At 45.0% G+C, this 21555-nt stretch carries 19 protein-coding genes; 8 read left to right on the top strand and 11 right to left on the bottom strand.

What is annotated here, in order from left to right; translation table 11 throughout:
• Window positions 1-11: 11 nt before the first annotated feature.
• The 10 genes from srlA to ACSYSK_RS00255 all read right to left on the bottom strand — a co-directional run bounded on the left by srlA (window position 12) and on the right by ACSYSK_RS00255 (window position 8517).
• Window positions 12-578: a PTS glucitol/sorbitol transporter subunit IIC gene (srlA, locus tag ACSYSK_RS00210; protein ID WP_491714957.1), complete on the bottom strand. Its 567-nt coding sequence runs from the start codon at window positions 576-578 to the stop codon at window positions 12-14.
• 2 nt (window positions 579-580) lie between these two features.
• Entirely contained in the window at window positions 581-1093 is a 513-nt protein-coding gene (locus ACSYSK_RS00215) for a transcriptional regulator GutM (protein ID WP_491714958.1), read from the bottom strand.
• A complete protein-coding gene (locus ACSYSK_RS00220) occupies window positions 1093-2925 on the bottom strand; it encodes a BglG family transcription antiterminator (protein ID WP_491714959.1) in 1833 nt (610 codons plus the stop codon). Before ACSYSK_RS00220 ends, ACSYSK_RS00215 begins: the two co-directional genes overlap by 1 nt.
• A 26-nt stretch (window positions 2926-2951) precedes the next feature.
• Window positions 2952-3755: an SDR family oxidoreductase gene (locus ACSYSK_RS00225; protein ID WP_491714960.1), complete on the bottom strand. Its 804-nt coding sequence runs from the start codon at window positions 3753-3755 to the stop codon at window positions 2952-2954.
• A 452-nt stretch (window positions 3756-4207) separates the two neighbouring features.
• Complete coding sequence (locus ACSYSK_RS00230) at window positions 4208-5254, bottom strand: hypothetical protein (protein WP_491714961.1); 1047 nt, start codon at window positions 5252-5254, stop codon at window positions 4208-4210.
• A 26-nt stretch (window positions 5255-5280) separates the two neighbouring features.
• Window positions 5281-6267, bottom strand: coding sequence for an ornithine cyclodeaminase family protein (locus ACSYSK_RS00235; RefSeq protein WP_491714962.1), 987 nt, complete (start codon window positions 6265-6267; stop codon window positions 5281-5283).
• Between the two features lie 5 nt (window positions 6268-6272).
• Window positions 6273-6794: an acyl-CoA thioesterase gene (locus tag ACSYSK_RS00240; protein WP_491714963.1), complete on the bottom strand. Its 522-nt coding sequence runs from the start codon at window positions 6792-6794 to the stop codon at window positions 6273-6275.
• 11 nt (window positions 6795-6805) lie between these two features.
• Window positions 6806-7264 carry a threonine/serine exporter family protein gene (locus ACSYSK_RS00245; protein WP_491714964.1) on the bottom strand — a complete coding sequence of 153 codons (459 nt, stop codon included), beginning with the start codon at window positions 7262-7264 and terminating at the stop codon, window positions 6806-6808.
• Window positions 7265-7284: 20 nt separating this feature from the next.
• Window positions 7285-8016: a threonine/serine exporter family protein gene (locus ACSYSK_RS00250; protein WP_491714965.1), complete on the bottom strand. Its 732-nt coding sequence runs from the start codon at window positions 8014-8016 to the stop codon at window positions 7285-7287.
• Between the two features lie 66 nt (window positions 8017-8082).
• Window positions 8083-8517 carry a Fur family transcriptional regulator gene (locus tag ACSYSK_RS00255; RefSeq protein WP_491714966.1) on the bottom strand — a complete coding sequence of 145 codons (435 nt, stop codon included), beginning with the start codon at window positions 8515-8517 and terminating at the stop codon, window positions 8083-8085.
• A 507-nt stretch (window positions 8518-9024) separates the two neighbouring features.
• Here ACSYSK_RS00255 and ACSYSK_RS00260 point away from each other — a divergent pair.
• Both ACSYSK_RS00260 and ACSYSK_RS00265 read left to right on the top strand, forming a co-directional pair.
• On the top strand, window positions 9025-9654 hold the full coding sequence (locus ACSYSK_RS00260) for a metal ABC transporter ATP-binding protein (protein WP_491714967.1): 630 nt from the start codon (window positions 9025-9027) through the stop codon (window positions 9652-9654).
• A gap of 16 nt (window positions 9655-9670) precedes the next feature.
• Window positions 9671-10465, top strand: coding sequence for a metal ABC transporter permease (locus ACSYSK_RS00265; protein ID WP_491714968.1), 795 nt, complete (start codon window positions 9671-9673; stop codon window positions 10463-10465).
• Window positions 10466-10684: 219 nt separating this feature from the next.
• Here the strand turns inward: ACSYSK_RS00265 and ACSYSK_RS00270 are convergent, their stop codons facing one another.
• Entirely contained in the window at window positions 10685-11602 is a 918-nt protein-coding gene (locus ACSYSK_RS00270) for an AraC family transcriptional regulator (RefSeq protein WP_491714969.1), read from the bottom strand.
• Window positions 11603-11852: 250 nt separating this feature from the next.
• Between ACSYSK_RS00270 and ACSYSK_RS00275 the strand changes: the two genes are divergently transcribed.
• The 6 genes from ACSYSK_RS00275 to ACSYSK_RS00300 all read left to right on the top strand — a co-directional run bounded on the left by ACSYSK_RS00275 (window position 11853) and on the right by ACSYSK_RS00300 (window position 21384).
• Window positions 11853-13052, top strand: a complete 1200-nt coding sequence (locus ACSYSK_RS00275) for an MFS transporter (RefSeq protein WP_491714970.1) — start codon at window positions 11853-11855, stop codon at window positions 13050-13052.
• 16 nt (window positions 13053-13068) lie between these two features.
• The gene (locus ACSYSK_RS00280) at window positions 13069-15468 is read left to right on the top strand and encodes a family 78 glycoside hydrolase catalytic domain (RefSeq protein WP_491714971.1); all 2400 of its coding nucleotides are present in this window, start codon (window positions 13069-13071) and stop codon (window positions 15466-15468) included.
• 195 nt (window positions 15469-15663) lie between these two features.
• The gene (locus ACSYSK_RS00285) at window positions 15664-16878 is read left to right on the top strand and encodes an ArgE/DapE family deacylase (RefSeq protein ID WP_491714972.1); all 1215 of its coding nucleotides are present in this window, start codon (window positions 15664-15666) and stop codon (window positions 16876-16878) included.
• A 15-nt stretch (window positions 16879-16893) separates the two neighbouring features.
• The gene (locus tag ACSYSK_RS00290; protein WP_491714973.1) at window positions 16894-18261 is read left to right on the top strand and encodes an aldehyde dehydrogenase family protein; all 1368 of its coding nucleotides are present in this window, start codon (window positions 16894-16896) and stop codon (window positions 18259-18261) included.
• A 583-nt stretch (window positions 18262-18844) separates the two neighbouring features.
• A complete protein-coding gene (locus tag ACSYSK_RS00295; protein ID WP_491714974.1) occupies window positions 18845-20080 on the top strand; it encodes a NupC/NupG family nucleoside CNT transporter in 1236 nt (411 codons plus the stop codon).
• Window positions 20081-20157: 77 nt separating this feature from the next.
• Complete coding sequence (locus tag ACSYSK_RS00300) at window positions 20158-21384, top strand: NCS2 family permease (RefSeq protein WP_491715823.1); 1227 nt, start codon at window positions 20158-20160, stop codon at window positions 21382-21384.
• Window positions 21385-21555 lie beyond the last annotated feature (171 nt).

The raw sequence follows: 21555 nt of genomic DNA on the forward strand, positions 1-21555 counted from the left end.
TAAAAGCCTCCCTATTCAGTCGTTAAGTCCTTACCGGTATCTGCTTGTTTGGACAGTTGAATGCCCGTAGTCTTGCAGACGTAAGCCGTGGTAAAATCGGTGACCCAGCCGCCGATAAAGTTCATCACTAAACCGACTAATAAGTAGCGGATCGCCAGGTCCATGGTGTCTAATCCGAGTTTTTGCACCCCCTGTGAGATTCCCAACCAGATAAATAATTCCGCCGGATTGATATGGGGAAATACGCCGTTACTGGTGTGACAGAATTGGGCTTGTGATGCGTAGTAACTGGGTTTGTAATATTCAGGCAAGAAGCGTGCCATGGTAAATGCCATCGGGTTGCCCAGCATGAACGCTGATAAAAATGGCAAAACCAGGTAACGCATGAACACGTTGCTGGAGGCGGCGCGGGCAAATTTATTCATGCGTTCTTCGCCGACGATGGCGATGATCGCGTTCATCAAAACCAGCAGCATCAAAACGACGGGGACGATCGAGCCGACCCACGAGATAAACTGTTTTCCTCCTAACTGAAAAAGGTGCATGAATCCTTTGGCAAAAGCTGTGACATAATGCATAGCTACTTCATCTCACTTTCATGATTGATTTTGAACGCGCGCAGTTTTTGGGTCAGTTGTAAGCTGTAGTTTTTGAGTTGGACGAACAATGGCATGTTAAAAACGTTAGTCCGGGTGTCAAATTCACTGCTGGCTAACTGCCCGTTACGAAACTCGACAAAACTGCGGTAGGCGTTTTGCAGGCACTGGCGGGTGATCGGGCTGAGTTGGTGGAGCGTGTCGTAGTCGGTCGCGACTAGCGCTAAGTTTTTGCCCGTCAGTCGGGGAACTGGTCTGAATGCGGCAAACACGGTGACCCCTTTCATCAACTGGGCTTCTTTGATATTTCCCTGTGCGTCGATGGCAAGTAACATTAGGCTGCCGGCGCGAAAACGTTTGGGATTTTTGCCGATCAGGACTTGCTGGCCGGTTTTTTTGAGCCTGCTAAAATTGCGGGTAAAATTTTTAACTTGCAGTAAGCCTAGAGCTCCTTGTAACAAAAAGGCTCCTGCAAAAAATAAACCGAAAATAAACATTAGATCCCCTCCGTGATTTGGGTCAGCGGTTGGCTGTCGTCGTAGTGTAACAAGTTGTGGTAGATCTCTTTATTTTGCGCAACGGTAAAAATGAAATCGTAGATCTCGGATAAAGTTTTATTGAGTTGCCGGTCGAGTTTTTGGGGGATCCCGATCAGAAAAATCAGCTGGACCATTTTGCCGTGATAGCTTTTTGGGTGCTTAAAGATCCCGATGTCTAGTAATACTCGTTTTTTTCCCGAGGTATCGACGACATGGGGGATCGCGATCCCATTTTTAAAAATATTCATTCCCTGTTCTTCCTTGCGGTACCAAGTCTGTAAAAAACTCGCAGGTAGTTGGTTCGTTGCGATTTCTTGTTGGATCATGTTTTCGGTGGCCGTGAAATAATTCGTGTCACCAGCCGGGAAAACAACCTGCAAACGACAATTGCCCGCCGCTAATTCGCGCTGGACCTTGGCGACTTGAAGCTTACCTAGTAATTCGTCCTTGCGAAAAATACTGTTGATCCGCACGATCGGTTCGGTGGTTTCCAGCGGGCCGGCCGCAAAAATCAGTAGGAATTGGCGGTGGCTTTGTTGAAACTCGGCTGCCGTGGTAAACGAACTGATTTCGATTTTGCCGGAAAAAATAGTGCGGAGTTGCTGGGAAATAAAATGTTTGATACTGGCACTCAGCGCGCCGACGATCGCGACGGAATTGGTGTTATCGACTTGGTTTTGTTCGTTTAACGCCATTTGATAGTAGATCGCTAGGTAGTCGTTTTCAATTTCCGGGATGCTTAGATTTAATTCACGCGCAAAATATGCGGTAGTATTGTTGGCTAACTCGAGTGCGATCGGGTATTTTTCGGCCACACTTTCGCTGAGCAACTCGTCACTTTTACTGTGAAATAAGGAACGGTTGATCATGAATACCAAGTGATATTTGATCTGGTCAAAGATCCGGGTGAAATCAAGCTGGACGTCGATCTCCTTGTTAGCGATACAGCGATGGTAGAGCGTTTTGATCTGGGGCAACACCGCTTGCATTTTAGTTTTGTTGATCAGGGGATTAGCGGCCAGCGCTAACGGGTAACAGAGAAAAATAATTTCCGTCTGAGTTAAATTGACCCTTAATAGCTGTTCGCAGTTGCGTAAAAAAGGCTGCAGCTGGTCGAAAGCTAAAATATCTTGGTAGGCGACAATGGGTGCACGCAGGCGGATCTGGCGAGAGATCAGTGCGGCTAAGATCACGATATTGTGATAGAGCTGCTCTTTGTTGGGCGCGGAAATGTCCGCAGTGATCAACGCTAAGATTTCATTTTTGGGTGGCAGTTGAGTTGCCAGCGGGTAATAGTCGCAGACAAAGTTTTTAAGCAAAATCGCGTAAGTATAGTCGGCTGTGACTTGCAAGCGAATGCCCTGATTGGTTACGGCTTGGATCGTCGTAAAGTAGGGGCGTAACGCTTTTTTCAGTATTTTTAGATCGCTATTGAGTGTTCCTTTACTGACGTTTAGTCTGTCGCATAACTCGTCTAGGGTAATGAAGTTGTCTGCGCCGATCAACGTCAGCAAAATGCTTGCCCGGCGTTTCGAAGGATCGTTTAAGTTTAACGATTTTTTGAGCTCGTTAGACTGGAGCAAGTTGAGGTACGAAAAGTCATGGACTACTAAATAAAAACGATTATCGTGGCGGCGGACCACGGCTTTATTTGCTAGTGCTTCGTTGAGCTTATGGATGCGCTTTAACATTGTTTTTTGGGTAACGTTGAACTTTCCTATTAGTTCGCCTAAAGTAATAGAATCGTTTTTGATAAAGCAGTTTAGCAATGAATAATCCTGCTCATCCATCTTATCATTCCTTAATAACTGAATTTTTAGCCGCGCGATTTACCCCCAGCAACGTTAGTCGTGACGCCGGTGATGTAGCTAGCACGCTCCGACAAATAATAGGCAACGAGGTCTGCGACTTCTGCTAAACGTCCACTTCTGCCTAAAGGAGTGGTACTTTTACTCTTGTAGCCAGCCCGCACGTCGGCAACCGTCTTGTGGCGGGTGTAAGCCAAGGCTTCTTCGTAAGCGGGAGTTCGCAGCCCGGTTGCTTCCATGATACCGGGAGCGACACCGACTACGCGGATATTGTGTTCACCTAATTCCTTAGCCCATGAGCGGGTAAAACCGTTGATGGCGCCTTTAGTAGCGGAGTAGATGCTTTGGCCGACGGAACCTTCTAGTCCGGCTTCAGAAGACATATTGACGATCACTCCGTGGTGTTGCTTAACCATCTGGCGGGTGACAGCCTGGCCTAACAAGAAGACACTTTTGACGTTAACACTAAACATTTTAGTGAAATCGGCGACGGTGAATTCGAATTTGCTGTGTTCTTTTTGCGGGTCAACCAGTAGTCGGGGCAAATTGATCCCCGCATTGTTGACCAGTCCGTCGATGTGGTCGTGTTCGTTTAATACCTGTTGGACCAAAGCGTTCACGGCGTTAGGATCAGTGACGTCGGTTTGAACGAACGAATAGTGCGTGTCATTTTGCTTTCCTGCTTTTAGATCGGCGTTGTAAACGTAAGCACCGTCTGCGAGTAATTCGGTAACGATCGCCGCACCGATCCCGGAAGAGCCTCCGGTAACGATCACGACGTTGTCTGTTAAATCTAACCAATCTTGTGTCATATGAATAACCTCCTTGGTAATCAGAATATAACAAACGCTTACACGAATTAATCCACAAATTTTCCGGGAGGAAGGTAAAAGAGTGGATTAATAACAAGCTGCAAAGCTAAACGGTTAGCAGGCGAGGACTAGCCTAGGTCAGCAATAAGTCGGGCTTGGACTTGTTGTTGGCCGTAGCTAGACACAGGCTGCTGTTTAGCGAAGCGTAATTAAGACAAGCTGCAAAGCTAAGCGGTTAGCAGTCGTGGACTAAGTGGCACCGAACAGCAAATCCTGTACTTGGATTTGTTGTTCGGTGTCCTTAGGACCTAGGCTGTTGCTTAGCGAAGCGTAATTAAGACAAGCTGCAAAGCTAAACGGTCAACACTCAAAAACTTGATTTTACAGATACTAAAAAGGGACCTGAGACAAAGTAGAATTCGTCTCAGGTCCCACTCTTTATTAATGTATTATTAATTCCATAATTCGGGGATAGTACTCATTAGTTTGTCGCCACTGTCTTTAATAATTTCGTATCTAATTTTCATGATATCGTTTAGTTTGATTCCTTTAGCGACAGCTTGCTCGTATTCATGTAACCATTCCTTTTTGAGCTCGACTCCCTGCAATAAATTGAGCAATATCAAGGTGGGTAAGTCATCCGGTCCCATAGCATTTTTTTTGACAAACCGGATCCCTTTTTTGATTTCATTGAGGGAAAGGTAAATGATAAAACTGAAACCAACTAAGTTATTATTGTAGTTGATCTGGTCTGTAAGAGTAAATTTATCGGAATCTTCAAAGAACCATAATTCATCTTCAGCTGCTTTGCGTTTAAGATTTTGGTCACGTATTTTTTCGATCTCTGACAGAGCTATTTCTTTTAAGTCTATGACTTTTAAATTATTAACTAACTGGGTTTGAAGATCACCCATGGAAGTTTTTTCGTTGGTATCGTTATCCACTACTAATTTAATTGTAGTAGCGATAGTTGGACGATCGATTCGCCGTTCAAAGTAACGTTTAACTAAGAGATCAAAAAAGTCTATTTGACTGATCTCTATCGATTTAAATGGATCGTCGGTACTGAAAATATAGTGGGTACAAGCTAAACACATTAATTCGTATAGTTGCTGCAACATGTATGTAGCTTGTGGACCATGAGGTGCGTTAACAGGCAACTTTCTTAGTAACTTTAGGTAACGTTTAACTTTAAAACGCCACTTAGGAAGTTCTTCCATAGGAATATGATGATTGGAGTACAGGTAAAAACCTTGCCGTGCATTTTCCATAAAGATTTCAATTTCAGCTTTAAAATCATTAAAATCGGTGATCGTGTTTTGTTTTTTCCTAGCTTCTTTGCTTTTAGCGAGTGCTTTTTCCATGTCGCTAATTAAATCATCGACGTGTTTTTCATTACGAATTTTTGGCGGAATAGTTTTGTAAAGCTCTTTGACAAGTTTTTGTAATTGTTTTTGGCTATATTTTTGTGTCGCTTCGTTGATCTCTTTAATTTTCAACTGATTTTCTCCTAATAAAATTTACCCTACTGTTTGATTTTTGTTCCCAAATGTTTTTCTCGGGCGTTGGCAACGATCTTGGCAGCAACTACCGTATCGAGGACCGCCGAGCCAACAGTTTTAAAAACGGTGATCTGTTCGGCACTGGTGCGGCCCGTAACTTCTCCGTTGATCAGTTGGCCTAGTTCGCCGGTGATCGCGTCGTCTGCGAGATAGCCATCTTGAAGCGGGGCCATAATGTCACCGGCTTCGGCGAGTACTCCGGCCGTCGTGTCACAAAAAATGACTGCGGCTGTGCGCAATAATTCGCGGGGAATTTCGCACATCTGTGGCGTGTACGCACCGACACCGTTGATGTGGGCGTCAGCTTTGACCCATTGGGCCTCAAAAGTTGGTTGCGTAGAAGTAGTGACAGTTGTGATGATGTCGGCGTCCGTTACGCATTCTTGTACGGTTTGAACGGGGCGTAAGGTGGTGTTTACAAATTTAGCGGCCAACCGGTGGGCAAAGGCTGTTGCTTTGGCAAAATCGAGGTCAAAGATTCGGACTTCTTCCAAATCACGAACCGTGATCATGGCTGCTAGCTGGGAAGCAGCTTGGCCACCGGTGCCGATCAAAGCTGCGCTGCGTGCGTCTTTTCTAGCTAGTAAGTCAGTCGCTGCTCCCTGGACCGCACCCGTGCGTAACTGGGTGAGGTAGGTGCCATCCAAACAGGCGGTGACGACGCCGGTTTGTGGGTCTAACGTGATCATCGTCGAAGTCGTAGTCGGGAGGTCGTGGCGTGAATTTTGCGGGTAAATGGAAATGATCTTGACGCCGGAAGCTTCGATCTCGCCGTTAACGTAAGCGGGCATGTACAGACTTTGACCACCGTATTTAGCGATGTCGATGTTGGTCCGCAGTGGCACGGTGGCTTGTCCGGCGGTATACATGGCTAGGGCCTGTTTGTCGGCGGCGATAGCTTCTTTCATCGAAAGTGCTTGGGCGATCTGCGCTTGGTTCAAAAATAGCATTTGGCTCACTCCTTAGTTGAATTTTCCCACGGTAAAGTAGTGTTCAATCCCGCAATAAAGTCGGGTTGGCGTTTCAGTTTTTCCGTGCGTCGTTGTTGCCGGTTGGCGTAGCCGTTACATACCAGCATTTCTTCGGTAGTTTGAGCGACGAGCGTTTGGGGGCTGATGATCTGGTGCGGGACGACGAAAGTTAAAAAAGCGGTCAGGCCGATAAAACGTTCGCCACTGGCGAGGTGCTCGCCGATGATTTTGGCGAAAACTTCTAACGAACGATTGCCGATCCCGCTGACGAAAGTTGTGATGCAAAATGAATCTTGCAGTTTAAATGGCACGATGAACTGCACGTTATCGAGCGCCGCCGTCACGCTGAGTTTGCGGCTGACTTTATTGGCGGAAATCGAAGCCGTGCCGTCGAGCATTTGTAATAATAAGCCGCCATATACCGTTTCGTGTTCGTTAAGGTCGCCGGCAAGTACCCGGTGGCTGGTAAGAGCCAGTGTTTGTTGGCAGGTTAAAGATGAAGTCATTTTTTGCTCCTTTAGTTAGTTTTATGACGCTGGTTAAATTTGCGGTAAACGAGTTCGGAGATCAACTGCGAGATCACGTAACCTAATGCGATCGCGCCGGTGACCATTCCGACGTGTAAGGTTTGTTGCAGCGCGGGCAGTGAATGGTGGTTGATAAAATCCATCAGTGCTTGATAGGCGCTCACGCCGGGAACTAACGGCACGAGCCCGGGAATGCAAAACATCGTACTGGGCATTTTTTGGGAAAGTGACAGCAGCATTCCTAATAAACCGACGACTAACGCGGCGACGAAATTTCCTAAAATAGTGCCCCATTGTAATTTTAAAAAGATCCAATACACCAGCCAGCCGACACAACCAGTCACGCTAGACCAGTGTAGTGCTCTTTGGGGGACGTTGATAAACAGGCCGAAAGTCAGCGTGCCCAGGTAGCTGAATAAGATTTGAATAGTTAGGTGATAAAGTGCCATAAGATCCCTCACTTATTGAATTAGAAGTAACGTAAGATCACGCCGATACCAAAAGCAGTAGCACAGATAATGATCAGCGATTCTACCAGTCGTTCTAAGCCGGATAGCAAATTACCTTCGAAAATATCGCGCATCGCGTTTGTCATCGGCACGCCGGGAACGAGGGGCATCACGGCTCCGATGATGATGTTATGAATGTTGGTGCCTAAATGCAGCCACACCCCGACGACCGCGACGATCCCGATGGCTAGCGCGCCGAAAAATTCACTCATAAAACGAATTTTGACGTGCGCACTAACGTACCAAGAAACAAGGTAGCCGATCCCACCCGCTAAGAAGGCTAAGAAAAAATCGGCCCAGGCGTATTTTTGAATGAAGATGATCATTAAAAAGGCGCCTTCGAAACCGGCGGCGATGGTCTGTAACCAAAGCGGGTACTGAAAAGGGGCTTGTTTAAGTTCCAGCAAGCGCACGTTTAGTTCGCTAAGGGTGATCTGATCGGTGGTGTATTGCCGGGAAAGAAAGTTAACGGTATTGATCTTGTCGAGGTTAATACCGCGTTTTTCGACCTGAACGAAGCGGGTATCTTCGTTTAAATTGAGCAATACGCCGGTCAGGGTGGTGAAGGCTTCGACTTGTTGGTGACCCTGGTGGCCGACGATGCGTTTGACGGTATCTTCGACGCGCCACATTTCGGAGCCGGCTTCGATTAGGATTTTACCGGCTAAAACGCCGACATCTAAGGCTTGCATAAAGAAACTCCTTTCAAGATAAAGTGGTGAAGCAAGTCGCTTAGCAACCGAGAATTCGTTTTGGAATTACGCTTGGCTGGCCGTACGGCATTTGGCACAGATCCCCAAAATTTCTACGTTGTACGAATCGATCTGCGCCTTCTTTAAGTGTGCTAAAATTTCTCGAAAATCCGGCAGGGGAATTTCGTAGGCGCGCCCGCAGTTTTGACAAATAAAATGACTGTGCTGCTTGGTCGTGAAGTCGCACTGAAATTTGACGCGTAATCCGGTGGTAAACATCTTAGTTTCCACGATGCCCAATCCCTGCATTTCTTTAACGTTGCGGTAGATGGTCTCGTGACTCATCTTGGGGAAAGTAGCTCGCAGGTGTTGGTCGAGTTGGGTCAAAGACAGGTAGTAGTCATTATTTTGTACTAAGTATTCTAGTAAATTACGCCGCTGTTTAGTTAATTTAAAATGGTGCTCTTGTAAAATGTTAAAAGCTAATTGTAGTTTCTCCATTGGTAACTCCTTGGGCTAGCTAGACGATTGCTATCAAGTATGCTATAATCCACAAAAGTAATTATTACTATTTAGAAGGATAGATCAGTTGCTAGCAGGATACTTGCTTACGCTAAGCGAGCTCCTAGTTCCTAAATTATAAAAGTAACGTGAACGTTCGTCAATTAAGGGAGTTGGGACAAAAAGCGCTTAGCAGTCGAGCACTAGCCTAGTTTCAAAGTAAAACTTGAACTTTGGTTTTATTTTGAAACGTAGCTAGGCGCAAACTGCTGCTTTTTGGAGCACGATCAAACAAGTTGTGAGTCAAGCAGGTTAAGTCGTGGACTAAGTGGCACTGACAAGCAAATCCTGTACTTGGATTTATTTGTCAGTGCCTTTAGGACCTAGACTGTTGGCTTGACGAACGCGATTAAGTCTATTACTTACGGAAAGCAAAAGGGGGACTGGAACAAAACGGAGTTTTGTCCCAGTCCCAGATAAAACGAGTTTATGGTCGGGGATAATATTATGAATAAAACTTTGCTAACAGCCACCGAGCTGCAAGTCCAATTTGAACAAAAAGTAGTCTTTCGCCACCTTTCTTTTACCGTTAAGCAGGGTGATTTTTTTTGTATCACGGGCCCCAACGGTTCCGGCAAGACGACGTTACTGCGGGTCATTTTAAAACAGCTGACGCCTACACACGGGCACTTGGAGGAAAATTTGTCTTTGAGTCAGATCGGCTATGTTCCTCAGTTTCGGAACTTAGATGATGACTATCCGTTGGCCGCACCGGCATTTGTCGCCTTGAAATTCAGCCACGGTTGGCGGCCGTGGTTGACCGCGGCTGAAAAACGCCAGGTGCAAACGGCGTTGCAGCGAGTTCATTTAGCGGACAAAGCAAATTTACGGTTGGGCCGGATGTCTGGCGGCGAAAAACAACGGGCGTATTTAGCGCAAGCGATCGTTGCGACGCCGCAACTCCTAATCTTGGATGAACCGACAGCCAGTTTGGATAAGCAGGCCAAATTTGAAGTGATGGATGTCGTTCAGGAATTAAACGAGCAGGGCACGACCGTATTATTCATCACGCACGACCAGGAACTGATCGCCCGTTACGGGCAGGCGCAGCGCTTGGATTTAGAAACGCAATTTTAGTGAGGAAGTGACTTAGTTGTTTGAATACGTATTTATGCAAAATGCTTTTATCGTTGCGACGCTGATCTCGCTGCTTTGCGGGTTGATCGGCGTTTTTGTGATTGCTAAGAAATTATCGTTTCTGACGCATACGATGTCTGAGATCGGTTTTTCTGGGGCTAGCTTTGGTTTGTGGCTGGGCTGGAGTCCGTTAAATGGCATGCTGTTTTTTACGGTACTCAGTGCGTTATTTGCGGGTTGCTTTAACCAGGCGCGGGCGTTAAAGGGAACGGTGATCAGTTTGATCTCCGCGTTTTTTATGGGGTTAGGCGTGTTATTTTTGTCGCTGTCCAAGGCTAGCTCTTCGTATGCGACTAATATTTTATTTGGCAGTATCGTTGGCATTAGCACGCAAGACGTGCACCAGATCTTGGTGATCTCGGTGCTCGAATTAGTGGTCTTTTTAGTACTTTATCGCCGGCTGAAATTTACCTTTTTTGATCCGATTGGCGCGCAAAATAGTGTCAGCTATAGCGGCCTGATCAACTTGGTGTTTTTGGTGATGATGTCGTTAACGATCAGTATCGTTTCACAGATCGTTGGTTCCCTGTTGGTATTTGCTTTGCTGACGCTGCCGGCTGCGACCGCACAGTTTTTTGGCAAATCGGTCCATAGTTTAGTGATGATCAGTGTCGTGTTGGCATTAGTCGGAACGTGGTTAGGATTATGTTTAGGCTATTTTACCAACCTGCCGGTGACCTTTTTTATCACGACGATCGAAGCCGGGTTGTATTTAGCTGGCGCACTGTACCAAAAAGTAGTACATAGCTAGCGGAAAAGATTATTTACAAATAATATAAAAGTGGGCTGGGGTAAATTTTTGTCCCAACCCATTTTTGTTTTCCGTAATCAATAGACTGATCGTGCTCCAAAAAGCAGCAGTTTGCGCCTAGCTACGTTTCAAAATAAAACCGAAGTTCAGGTTTTACTTTGAAACTAGGCTAGTGCTCGACTGCTAAGCGCTTTTTGTCCCAACCCATTTTTAGCTATTTTATTTTTTATTGAGTAATTGTTTTTTTATTTCACGATATTCTTCAGGTGAATGTCCTTCTTTTCTTTTGAAAATTTTGTAAAAATAACTAACGCTTTGATAACCAACGTCGAGGGATATTTTATCAATTGTATCATTCGTTTTAATCAGCTTAATTTTAGCTTGTTCTATTTTAGAGTTAATGATCAATTCGGAAATTTTAACACCAGTGTGTTGTTTTATATACCTAGATAAATAACTTTCACTAAAATTAAAATGCTGAGCAATATTTTTTAAAGTAACCGTTGCATAATTTTGTTCAATGAAGTTGATTATTTGCATACTTCTTTGGTCTATTCCCTTAAAAGAGTAGTGAATTTCCTGAGCAATGTCCGTTAATAATAGTAAAAAATAACCATATAATCTAAACGTGTTTTGAAAATTACTTTGACAATATTCTTTGATAATTTGTTCTAGAAAATCCCAAATTTCTAATTGATGAAATGTGGGAAAATACAAATATTCTTGGGTTCCAACGCCGTTTAAAAAATTGCTTAAGGGATTGGCATCTTGTAAAAAGCGAGCAAACATTCCCTCTTTAAATAAAGAACGATTGACCCCAATATTAATTACTAATGCCTCTTCATCAACTATTTCTAGCGCGTGTTTACTGTTTAAATTCATAATTAGTAAACTATCAGCCAATAAATAAATGTGATCATCCCTGGTTTTGTTGATAACGGTACCATTGCTAACAAAAGCAAACTCATAAAAATTATGCTGATGTAACGGTGCCGGTTCGTACATACGATGAGCTACAATAAAAATTTTCTTATCGTTAGAAAAAAGGTAATTAGAACGGATTTCACCGTTTAAAAAAGCTTGCTTATCTATTTTTAACAAAAGTGGTAACTGAACATCTTGCAAATTAACCGTCATGATTTTCCTCCTTAAGGTCAAAATAACGCAGTTAGTAGTCATAAATCTACATTGTAAACGTTTGCCGAAAAAGCGAAAATTAAGAATGAAGATTATAACATGTTCAGTTATAGCTTCCGTTTAAAAGAGTTTGGGCCTAAATTTCTTTCTTACGCTGATGTTATCTTACTTGTAAATAAAGCATACACCATTTAAATGGTGAAACAAAGTTGATATTTGAAAATAATTATATAGTATTGGGAGAAATATGATGAGTAATACAAAAATAAAAATTGGTATTTTAAGTGCGGCTTCTCTTTCTATGAGTGCACTGGCTATTTCTAGTGCATTAAATTCTATTATTAAAGCGTTTCCTGACGAACCAATCGCTAAAATTCAAATGATTGCAACTATTCCTAATTTAAGTGCCTTAATTTCTACGTTAGTTGTTGGCGCGTTAGCGAGTCATTTTTCTAAGAAAATGCTGACTTTAGTAGGTACCGTGATTTTAGCATTAGGAGGACTAGTTCCGCTCGTTTTACATGGTAGTGTTAATGACCTATTATTTTGCGCATTTTTGTTAGGTGTGGGGATCGGTTTTATTAATACCTTGACTCCAATGTTGATCTCTTTATTTTTTGAAGATGAAGAACGTGCTGCAATGATGGGACAATCTACGGCTATAAACAGTTTTGGTTCAATTGTATTAATGTTGGGTGGTGGTTTTTTAGGAACTAAAAGTTGGGTCAACACTTACTTTATTTTTTTGCTAGTGATTCCAATTATCCTATTGGTGATGTTATTTTTACCTAAGGATACGGTTCAAACAAAGGTAACTGAAACTGCCAACAAAAGTGGAAGTATTTTTGTAGTAATGAATTTGAGTAAATATGTTTTTGCTTTAGCGATAATTGCCTTTTTACTAGCATTGATTTACAACATTTTTCCAACTAATTTGTCAATTGTTATTGGCAGCAAGAAATTAGGTGGGACGGGACTGACCGGCATCATTAACGCGGTTGGAACACTCGGTGGAGTTCTTGCTGGGTTTAGTATGAAATATCTCAATAAAATATTTAAGGAGCAAGTTTTAACCGCTGGTTTTATTTCACTAGCATTGACATTTTTCTTAATTTACTTTTTCAAAAATATGATATTGATAGTAATCGGTGCTTTATTGTCAGGGTTAGCAATGTCTATGATCATGGCTAATATTCCGTTTTTAATTTCGTTAGTTTCTCAAGTAACGGAAATTGCGATGGCAATGGCTATTTTTCAATTTGCTAATTCGCTAGGTGGAACTATCGCACCGCTAGTTTTGAGATTATTTAATATCGATTCTGGGAGTGATTCATTTATGTTTGGTGGAATCTGCAGTGTTGCTGTAGCTCTTATTTGTTTATTTACCAGAATTGGCAAAAAAACTCTGAATTCACAAACAAAAAATGATACTGTAAAAACAGGAAATTAAAGAAAGGAGTTTACCAGTGAAAACCAAAAATAATGCTAACTGGCAAGCACAATGGATCAGCGCGGATAATTGTCAGGTGAGTGCGGAGCCGGAATTTACCTTGGAGGAAATGTTTTCCGGCAAAAGTCGGCCGCAAAAGCCGGTGACCGAACGATTACACCCGCCAGTTTATTTTAAAAAAAGTTTCATTAGCGGCGGTCAAGTTAAAAGTGCAACTTTAAGGATCACCGCGCAAGGAATTTATCAGGCGATGGTCAATGGTAAAAAAGTCACTCAGGCTAGTTTCATGCCCGACTACACGAACTATCATAAATTTTTACAGTATCAGACTTATGATGTGACCAATCAAATCACTAAAGGAAATAATAATTTATGTGTTATAGTCGCGGATGGCTGGTATGCCGGTAGGATCAGCGTTCAGGGAGGTAGTGCACAGTTTGGTGCTCAACTTGCCCTGCTAGCCGAACTGACCGTTAAATATGCGGATGGTACTGCGATGACGATTGCGACGGACGATAGTTTTACCGCTGGTAGTGGGAAACACGTCTACGCGGACATCGAGATCGGTGAGATGCAGGATCTAAGAAAAAGTAGCACTTGGCTGACAGATGAAAAAGCGTTGCCACAACCAACGTTTGTGCTCAACGCCGATTACGCCCGCCTGCAAGAACAGCAGGGTCCGTTAGTGTATGCGCATGAACCGTTAGCGTGTCAAAAATGCTGGCAAGAAGGTGCGGATCTGATCTGCGATTTTGGTCAAGTGATTGCGGGTGTGGTGCGGCTGACGGCGACGATCCCGTTGGGACAAACAATTAAATTACAGCATTCGGAGACGTTGGATGAGAACGGTCGATTTTTAGTCAATATTATCGGACGAAACAAAGACCAGCAGGACTTTTTTATCGGCAACGGTAAGCAAGAGACGGTGCAACCTGATTTTACCTTTCACGGCTTTCGCTACGTTAAGATCTCAGGACTCAAGAAAAGCGAGCTAAAAGAGATCCAGGCGATTCCCTTTTATTCTAATATGCCGGAAACTGGAGTCATCACTACCGATAACGAACAGATCAACCGCCTGTTAGAGAATATTAAATGGAGCCAGCGCGGCAATATGCTTTCGGTCCCGACTGATTGTCCGCAACGCGAACGGGTCGGGTGGACCGGTGACATGCAGGTTTTTGCTCCGGCCTCGACTTTTTTTATGGATACCGATCAGTTTATCAGTCGTTGGCTAAAAAATGTGCGGCTCGATCAGTGTGCTAACGGCGAGATTATCGATTATTCGCCCGCCCCCAAAGACGCGCAAAAAAGTGTTGAATTCACGGGTTCTTACTCTTCGGCGGGGTGGGGCGATGCGATCATTTTGGTACCGTGGACCTTATATTTACGCTATAACGACCGCCAAGTGCTGGAAGATAATTACCAAGCGATGGTCAAATGGTTTGAGTTTTCTCAAAAAAGTGCTGCGGCCGCTAAAACCGACGATCGCCGGTATCTTTGGGATACTAAGTTTCATTACGGCGACTGGATGTTTCCGAGCCTAATGATGGAGAAACCGGATCCGATGAAGACGGCTGCAGCCACGAAAAATACCGTCGCGACTGCTTTTTTAGCTCACTCTGCTGAAATTTTGGCACAGATCAGTACGATTTTACGTCAAGACGGGACTCGCTATGCTGACTACGCGCATAAAGTGAAGGCTGCGTTTAATAAATATCTAGTCACTGATGAGCAGTTGTTAAAAGAAGATCATCAGGGCTGCTATGTATTGGCGATTGCGTTTGATATGGTGCCGCAGGCGACTAAAGAAAAATTGGTCGCGCGTTTGGTAACGTTGATCCATGAAAACGGTGACCGGCTTGACACGGGTTTTTTAGCCACGCCACATTTACTGGATGTTTTAACTGATAATAAACACGAAGAACTAGCCGCGCGCTTATTTTTGCAAACGAAATGTCCGTCGTGGCTGTATGAAGTTGAGCATGGGGCCACTACGATCTGGGAATCGTGGGCAGGAATTCAGCCTGACGGTAAGGTTGGCCAGTTTTCCTTTAACCATTACGCAATGGGCTGTGTGCTAGATTGGTTTATTCGCAAAGTGGTTGGCCTGCGAGTACTTGTTCCGGGATTTGAAAAATTTGAGATCCACCCGCAAGTCAATGTGTGCCACGAGTTACACTTAAGGTACGCGGCGCGCAGTGGAATGATCAGGGTAGACTTGCTAGCGCAAAAGAAATTACACGTTAGCGTTCCAGCGAAAACAACAGCAGTGATTTGCTTGCCGTACGTTAATGAAGAACAAAAGATAAATTTAACTGCGAAATATGCTGGAGTGGTAGACGAGCAGCAACGTTGTGTGAAAATGACGGTTCAGCCGGGGGAATATTATTATCAATTTGTGAGTCAGACTGCTTAGCAGTTGTGGACTAAATTCACGGCGGAGTAAATTCTGTACTTGAATTCTAGACACAAAGTATTGCCTCGCGAAGCGCGATTCATGGCGAAGATATTTGAAACGCAATTAGATGAGACCCAGGTCGTGTCTAATTGCGTTTTCTGGTATATCATAATGGTAGCACTTTAATTTAGTTAACCGGAAAGAAGTCTTAGGATGGAACCAATTACTTTATTACAAAAGCTAGTCGAATTTAAATCAGTCAATGATCATGAATTACAAGTCGCACGGTATCTGAAAACTTTATTTGACCAAGCAGGGATCAAAAATCAGGTCTTGCCGCTTTCGGGACAGCCGCAACGGGCAAATTTTGTTGCTGAAATGGGGAGTGGTAAGCCAGTTTTGGTGATTTCAGGACACATGGACGTCGTAGAGGCGGACACGAAGGCATGGGCGACCGACCCGTTCAAATTGGTACAAGACGGTGACAAGTTGTTTGGCCGGGGCACGACCGATATGAAAAGCGGTTTGGCAGCGATGGTGTTAGCGATGCTCAAACTCAAAGAAGACGGCGTTCAGCTCAACGGCACGTTGCGTTTGTTAGCGACGGCGGGTGAAGAAGTCGGTCAGGCCGGCGCACAGGAATTAGAAGAACAGGGATATATGCAAGACGCCGACGCGCTGTTGATCGGAGAGCCGACCGGGTACCGCGCAGTTTACGCCAATAAAGGCGAACTGGACATTACCGTTTCGTCTCATGGCAAAGCGGCGCACAGTTCGATGCCGGCGTTAGGTAATAACGCGGTGGAACATTTACTGGCAGTATTAGCGCAGATCAAAGCGGCGGTTACGACCAAGATGACGGGTGTGAAAAACGACGTCTTGGGTGAAACGGTTTTTAACATCGACACGATCAGTGGTGGCAATCAGGTCAACGCGATCCCGGCCTTTGCTCAAGCGCAGATCAATATCCGCACGATCCCGGAATTCGCTAACGCCGAGATCTTGCAGCTAATCGACACGGTGGTGGCTAAATATAACGAACAAACGACCGGCCAGATCGAAGTGACGGTGGGAATGAACATTATTCCGATATTAGGTAATCCGGACGCCAAAATCGTCAATTTAGTGCAGCAAGTAGGCGAGCCGTACGTTAAAGCCCGCCAGTTGAGCGCCCAACAAGCAGAAAAGGAAAAACAAACGATCACGGCGATGGGTGGCAAGTATGAGCCTAATAAGATCGTTAAGTTTGGGATTTCCGGTGGCACGGACGCTTCTAAACTATTAGTAAAGCAGCCGCGTAATTTCAATTACGTTGTGTTCGGCCCGGGTAACGACAATCCCCACGAAGATAACGAATACGTTTCCGCTAAGTTGTATACTGATTTTATTGCAATTTACCAGCAGATCTTTAAGCAGTATTTAGCTTAAATTAAGGAGGACAACATGGCTTATCGAGCAATTAATCCCTATAGTGGTGAACTGATCAAGGAATTTAGCATGATCACAGACGAGCAACTGGACGATGTTTTGAATCAGGCCGAGGGCTTTTACCAACTAGCACAAAAAAGAGCGGTAGACGAGCGGGCTGAGTTACTGGCCAAACTAGCTCAGGAATTCACCAACCGCCAGGAGCACTACGCACATTTTTTGACGACCAACATGGGCAAATTGATCGGTCAGGCACGTGGCGAGGTGCAAAAGACAGCTGAGTTTGCACAATACTACGCGGAAAATGGCAAGCAGTTACTGCAAAAACGCCCGTACTCTAATATCCCGACGGGTCCGGCACACGTTGAATTTGCTGGTATCGGGATCGTGTTAGCGGTCGAGCCGTGGAACTTTCCTTACGCGCAGGTGATGCGGGTGTTTGCGCCGAACTTTATCTTAGGCAACCCGGTGATCTTAAAACACGCCAGTATCGTGCCGCAAGCTGCTCTAGCATTTCAAGAGGCCTGTGACCAAGCGGGGATCCCGTTGGGTGCTTTTACCAATGTCTTCGCTGATTACGAACAGGTCGACCGCATTATCGCCGATCCACGGGTCCAAGGAGTGGCGTTGACCGGTTCCGAAGGTGCTGGTAGAAAAATCGCGGCGAGCGCCGGTAAATATTTGAAAAAAGCGACGATGGAACTAGGCGGCACGGATATTTTTGCGGTATTAGATGACGCTGATCTACCCCGGGCTGCTCACGATGCAGCTGCTGCGCGTTTGACAAATGCCGGTCAGGTTTGCACCGCGGCTAAACGTTACTTGGTCGATGCTAAGGTGTACGATGAATTTTTAGCGCTGTTAAAAAAGGAATTCGCGCACTACCAGTTAGGCGACCCGCTGGACGAAAACACGACGTTGGCACCGTTGTCATCTAAGGGTGCGCAACAGACATTGAAACAGCAGGTCCAAGATGCCTTAGCTGGTGGAGCGCAGTTACTGTACGGCAAGCTCACGGAATTGGCAGGTAAAGGTACTGGGTTTAATCCCCTGATCATCAGTGGGATGCAGCCGAATAATCCGTTGTATGGCACCGAATTATTTGGTCCCGTAGCCCAGTTATATCGGGTGGAGTCGGATGACGAGTTGGTAGCATTGGCAAATGACTCGCGCTATGGTTTAGGCGGAGCTATCTATACGGGTTCGGTGACGCGCGGACAGAAATTGGCGTCACGAATCGAAACGGGGCAAGTAGCGATCAATCATATTTTGAGTTCGCAAGCGGGAGTTCCGTTTGGTGGAGTGAAGGATTCGGGCTTTGGTCGTGAGTTGAGTGACTGGGGGCTCTACGAGTTCGCGAATATTAAGACGGTGCTATATTAACAAGCTGCGGAAGCTGGCGGTTAGCCGCTGAGGATTAATCTAGCTAGGAAGGAAAGCCTGAACTTGGCTTTGCTTTTTAGCGTAGTTAAACGTAAGCGGCTGCCAGCTGGAGCGTAATTAAGATCAAGCTGCGGAGCCAAGCGCTTAACAGTCGTGGACTAAGTGGCACCGAATAGCAAATCCCGAACTTGGATTTGTTGTGAGGTGTCCTTAGGACCTAGACTGCTGCTTGGCGGAGCGTAATTAATAAGCTGCGAGCCAGACCGCTTAGCAATCGAGGACTAGCCTAGGCTGGCAATAAGTCGGAGTGGGACTTGTTGTCAGACGTAGCTAGACACAGATTGTTGGCCTGCGGAGCGTAATTATCCAAGCTGCAAAATAAGTCGGTCAACGGTTATGGGCTATTCTAGTGCTCAACTGTTGACCGCTTTTTGTCTCTACTCCTTTTTATTACTACAAAAGTTAACGTTAATATGTTATTCTAATTGAAACCGGTTATCCAAAAAGGAGGATAGTTCGAGTTTGGCCGGTGATGCAGCAGTTCATTGTCTACTAACAGCTACATAAAAAGGAGAGGAACACATTGTACTTAGCGATTAATATTGTAGGTATCGCAATTTTTCTAGCCATTGGTTGGTTATTTTCTAAAGACAGGAAAAATATTAACTGGCGGGCTGTAGCTATTATGGTCGTCTTCAATATCTTTTTATCCTGGTTTTTGATTAGTTTCCCAGTAGGACGGACGATCATTAGTGCAGCTGCCAAGGGTTTTAATAATTTAGTACAAGTTGCCTATGTGGGAGTTGGTTTCGCGATTCCTAGTATGGTCAACGTTAAGCAAATGGATTGGTTCGTGCAAGTTCTCTTGCCGATTTTAATGATTGTGCCATTATTTGATATTTTAACTTACATTGGTGTTCTTCCTTTTATCATTAAATGGTTGGGTTGGGCGCTATCTAAATTAACGGGTCAGCCGAAATTCGAATCATTTTTCGGCATTGAAATGATGTTTTTGGGTAACACGGAAGCTATCGCAGTTTCTTCGCTACAACTTAAACAGATGAAAGCTCAGCGTGTTTTGACGATTGCTTTCATGTCGATGAGTTGTATCACGGCTTCGATCTTAGGTTCGTACATGCAAATGATGCCATCTTCTTACGTGCTAACATCGGTACCGTTAAACGTGATCAATGCTTTGACCGTGACGACGTTGCTTAACCCGGTCGTAGTTCCTGAAGAAGAAGATACGATCGCTACTTTAGGCGGCTCGGCTGCTAAGGAAAGTGGCGAAGTCGATGAAAATGGTAAAAAAGAACCATTCTTCTCATTTTTGGGTGATTCGATCTTGGGCGCTGGCCGTTTGATCTTGATCATTGCCGCAAACGTGATCGCCTTTGTTGCTTTAGCAGCTTTAGTTGATAAGATCTTAGGCTGGTTTAACCCGTGGTTATCACTCGAGCATATCTTAGGGATCGTGATGTTCCCGTTTGCTTGGTTGATGGGCTTACCTGTGCACGATGCGTTTCAGTTTGCGCAGTTCATGGGCGAAAAATTAGTGACTAACGAATTTGTCGTCATGGGCAAGGTGACTAAGACGATCGCGACAAACGCTTTTTCACCGCACTACCGGGTGGCTTTGACCGTGTTTGTTACTTCATTTGCGAACTTCTCAACCGTCGGAATGATCATCGGTGCCTTCAAGGGCTTAGTAGATAAAGAAAAGAACGATTTGATCGCGCGCAACGTGTGGTACATGTTGCTTTCCGGGATCTTAGTATCACTACTTTCCGGAGCAATGGCGGGATTATTCGTTTGGTAAAATTAGCTTAGTTTGGTGGTAAATTAGAATTGAACGATAAGAAATCAGCAGCAAAAAGTAGTTGGAAAACCGAAATCATGGCGGGAGTCACGAGCTTTTTTGCAATTTCTTACATCATCATCGTCAACCCATTGATACTGCACGACGCCGGGATCCCTGTTGATCTCAGTGTTTTCGCCACGATCTTCAGTGCAGCCTTGGGTTGTTTTTTGATGTATTGGATTGCGGATAGTCCGGTAGTGATCACGCCGGGAATGGGTGTCAACGCTTTTTTCACTTATACGTTAGTCGCTGCGATGCATTTTACGTGGCGTCAAGCTCTAGCAGTCTGTGCGGTCAGCGGTTTTTTGTACTTGATAATTGCCTTTAGTCCGTTAAGCGTATTATTCGCACAGGCGATCCCAGCGAGTTTAAAACAGGGGATCACCGCGGGCATCGGTTTGTTTTTGGTAGTGTTGGGCTTGCAAAAAGCGGAGTTGATCCAGTCGGGCGGTTCGCGTTCACTGCTAGCAGTTGGGGACCTGAGCAGTCCGGCAGTCTTACTCGCGTTGTTTGGCTTAGTCTTGACTTTGATATTGTACCTGCGAAATACCTTTGGCGGCTTCGTGATCGGCATTGTCATCACCAGTATCTTGGGTATTTTATTTCACGTTAATAGCGGGCAAGGCAGCCACGCGCACCTGGCGTTACTGGCAAAATACCCACAGCTACTGTTTCAAAATGACTTTCACGGCTCGTTAACGATCAAATTTATGATCGCTGTTTTCTCGCTGACGATGATCCTCGCCTTCGAGTCGCTCGGACTGCTGCAGGGCTTACTGGGGGATTCGCCTAAATTTAAACGGGCATACCAGGCCAATGCCTTGTCGGCGTTTTGTTCCAGCTTTTTTGGTACTAGCCCCACGGTCGCTGCGGCTGAAAGCGCGGCGGGCATTGAAAGTGGCGGTAAAACAGGAATCACGTCACTGACGGCGGGCGTGATGTTTATCATTTCGTTGTTCTTGATCCCGTTGTTAAACTTCGTGCCGAACGCCGCGATCGCACCGGTGATCATCATCACGGGTGCAGTCATGATGGAACAACTCGCTGGGATCGACATGCAGGATTTTTCCGAATGGTTTCCTGCTTTTCTGATCACCGCGCTGATCCCACTGACGGGTTCGATCGCTACGGGTCTGGCGTTTGGTTTTGTCGCCTATCCGCTCGCTAAATTGGCGGTCGGGAAGGCTAAAACTATGTCTAAGACGTTAGTGATCTTGTCGGTGCTGTTTTTGTTGCAGTTGATCTGTTCGGCAGTGATTTAAGTTACAAAAATACGCTGAAGATGACCTGATCCTGATTGGTATTCGTGTCGGTTCACACGAACGATTGTTTTCGGTGCAAAATAGGGCAGTAATAAAAAATAGCACGAGCACTTGCCGTAAACGACAAGTCTCGTGCTATTTGAATAGCTAGCATTTCCCGTGAAAAAATAT

Source organism: Ligilactobacillus sp. ESL1201 (assembly GCF_058503265.1).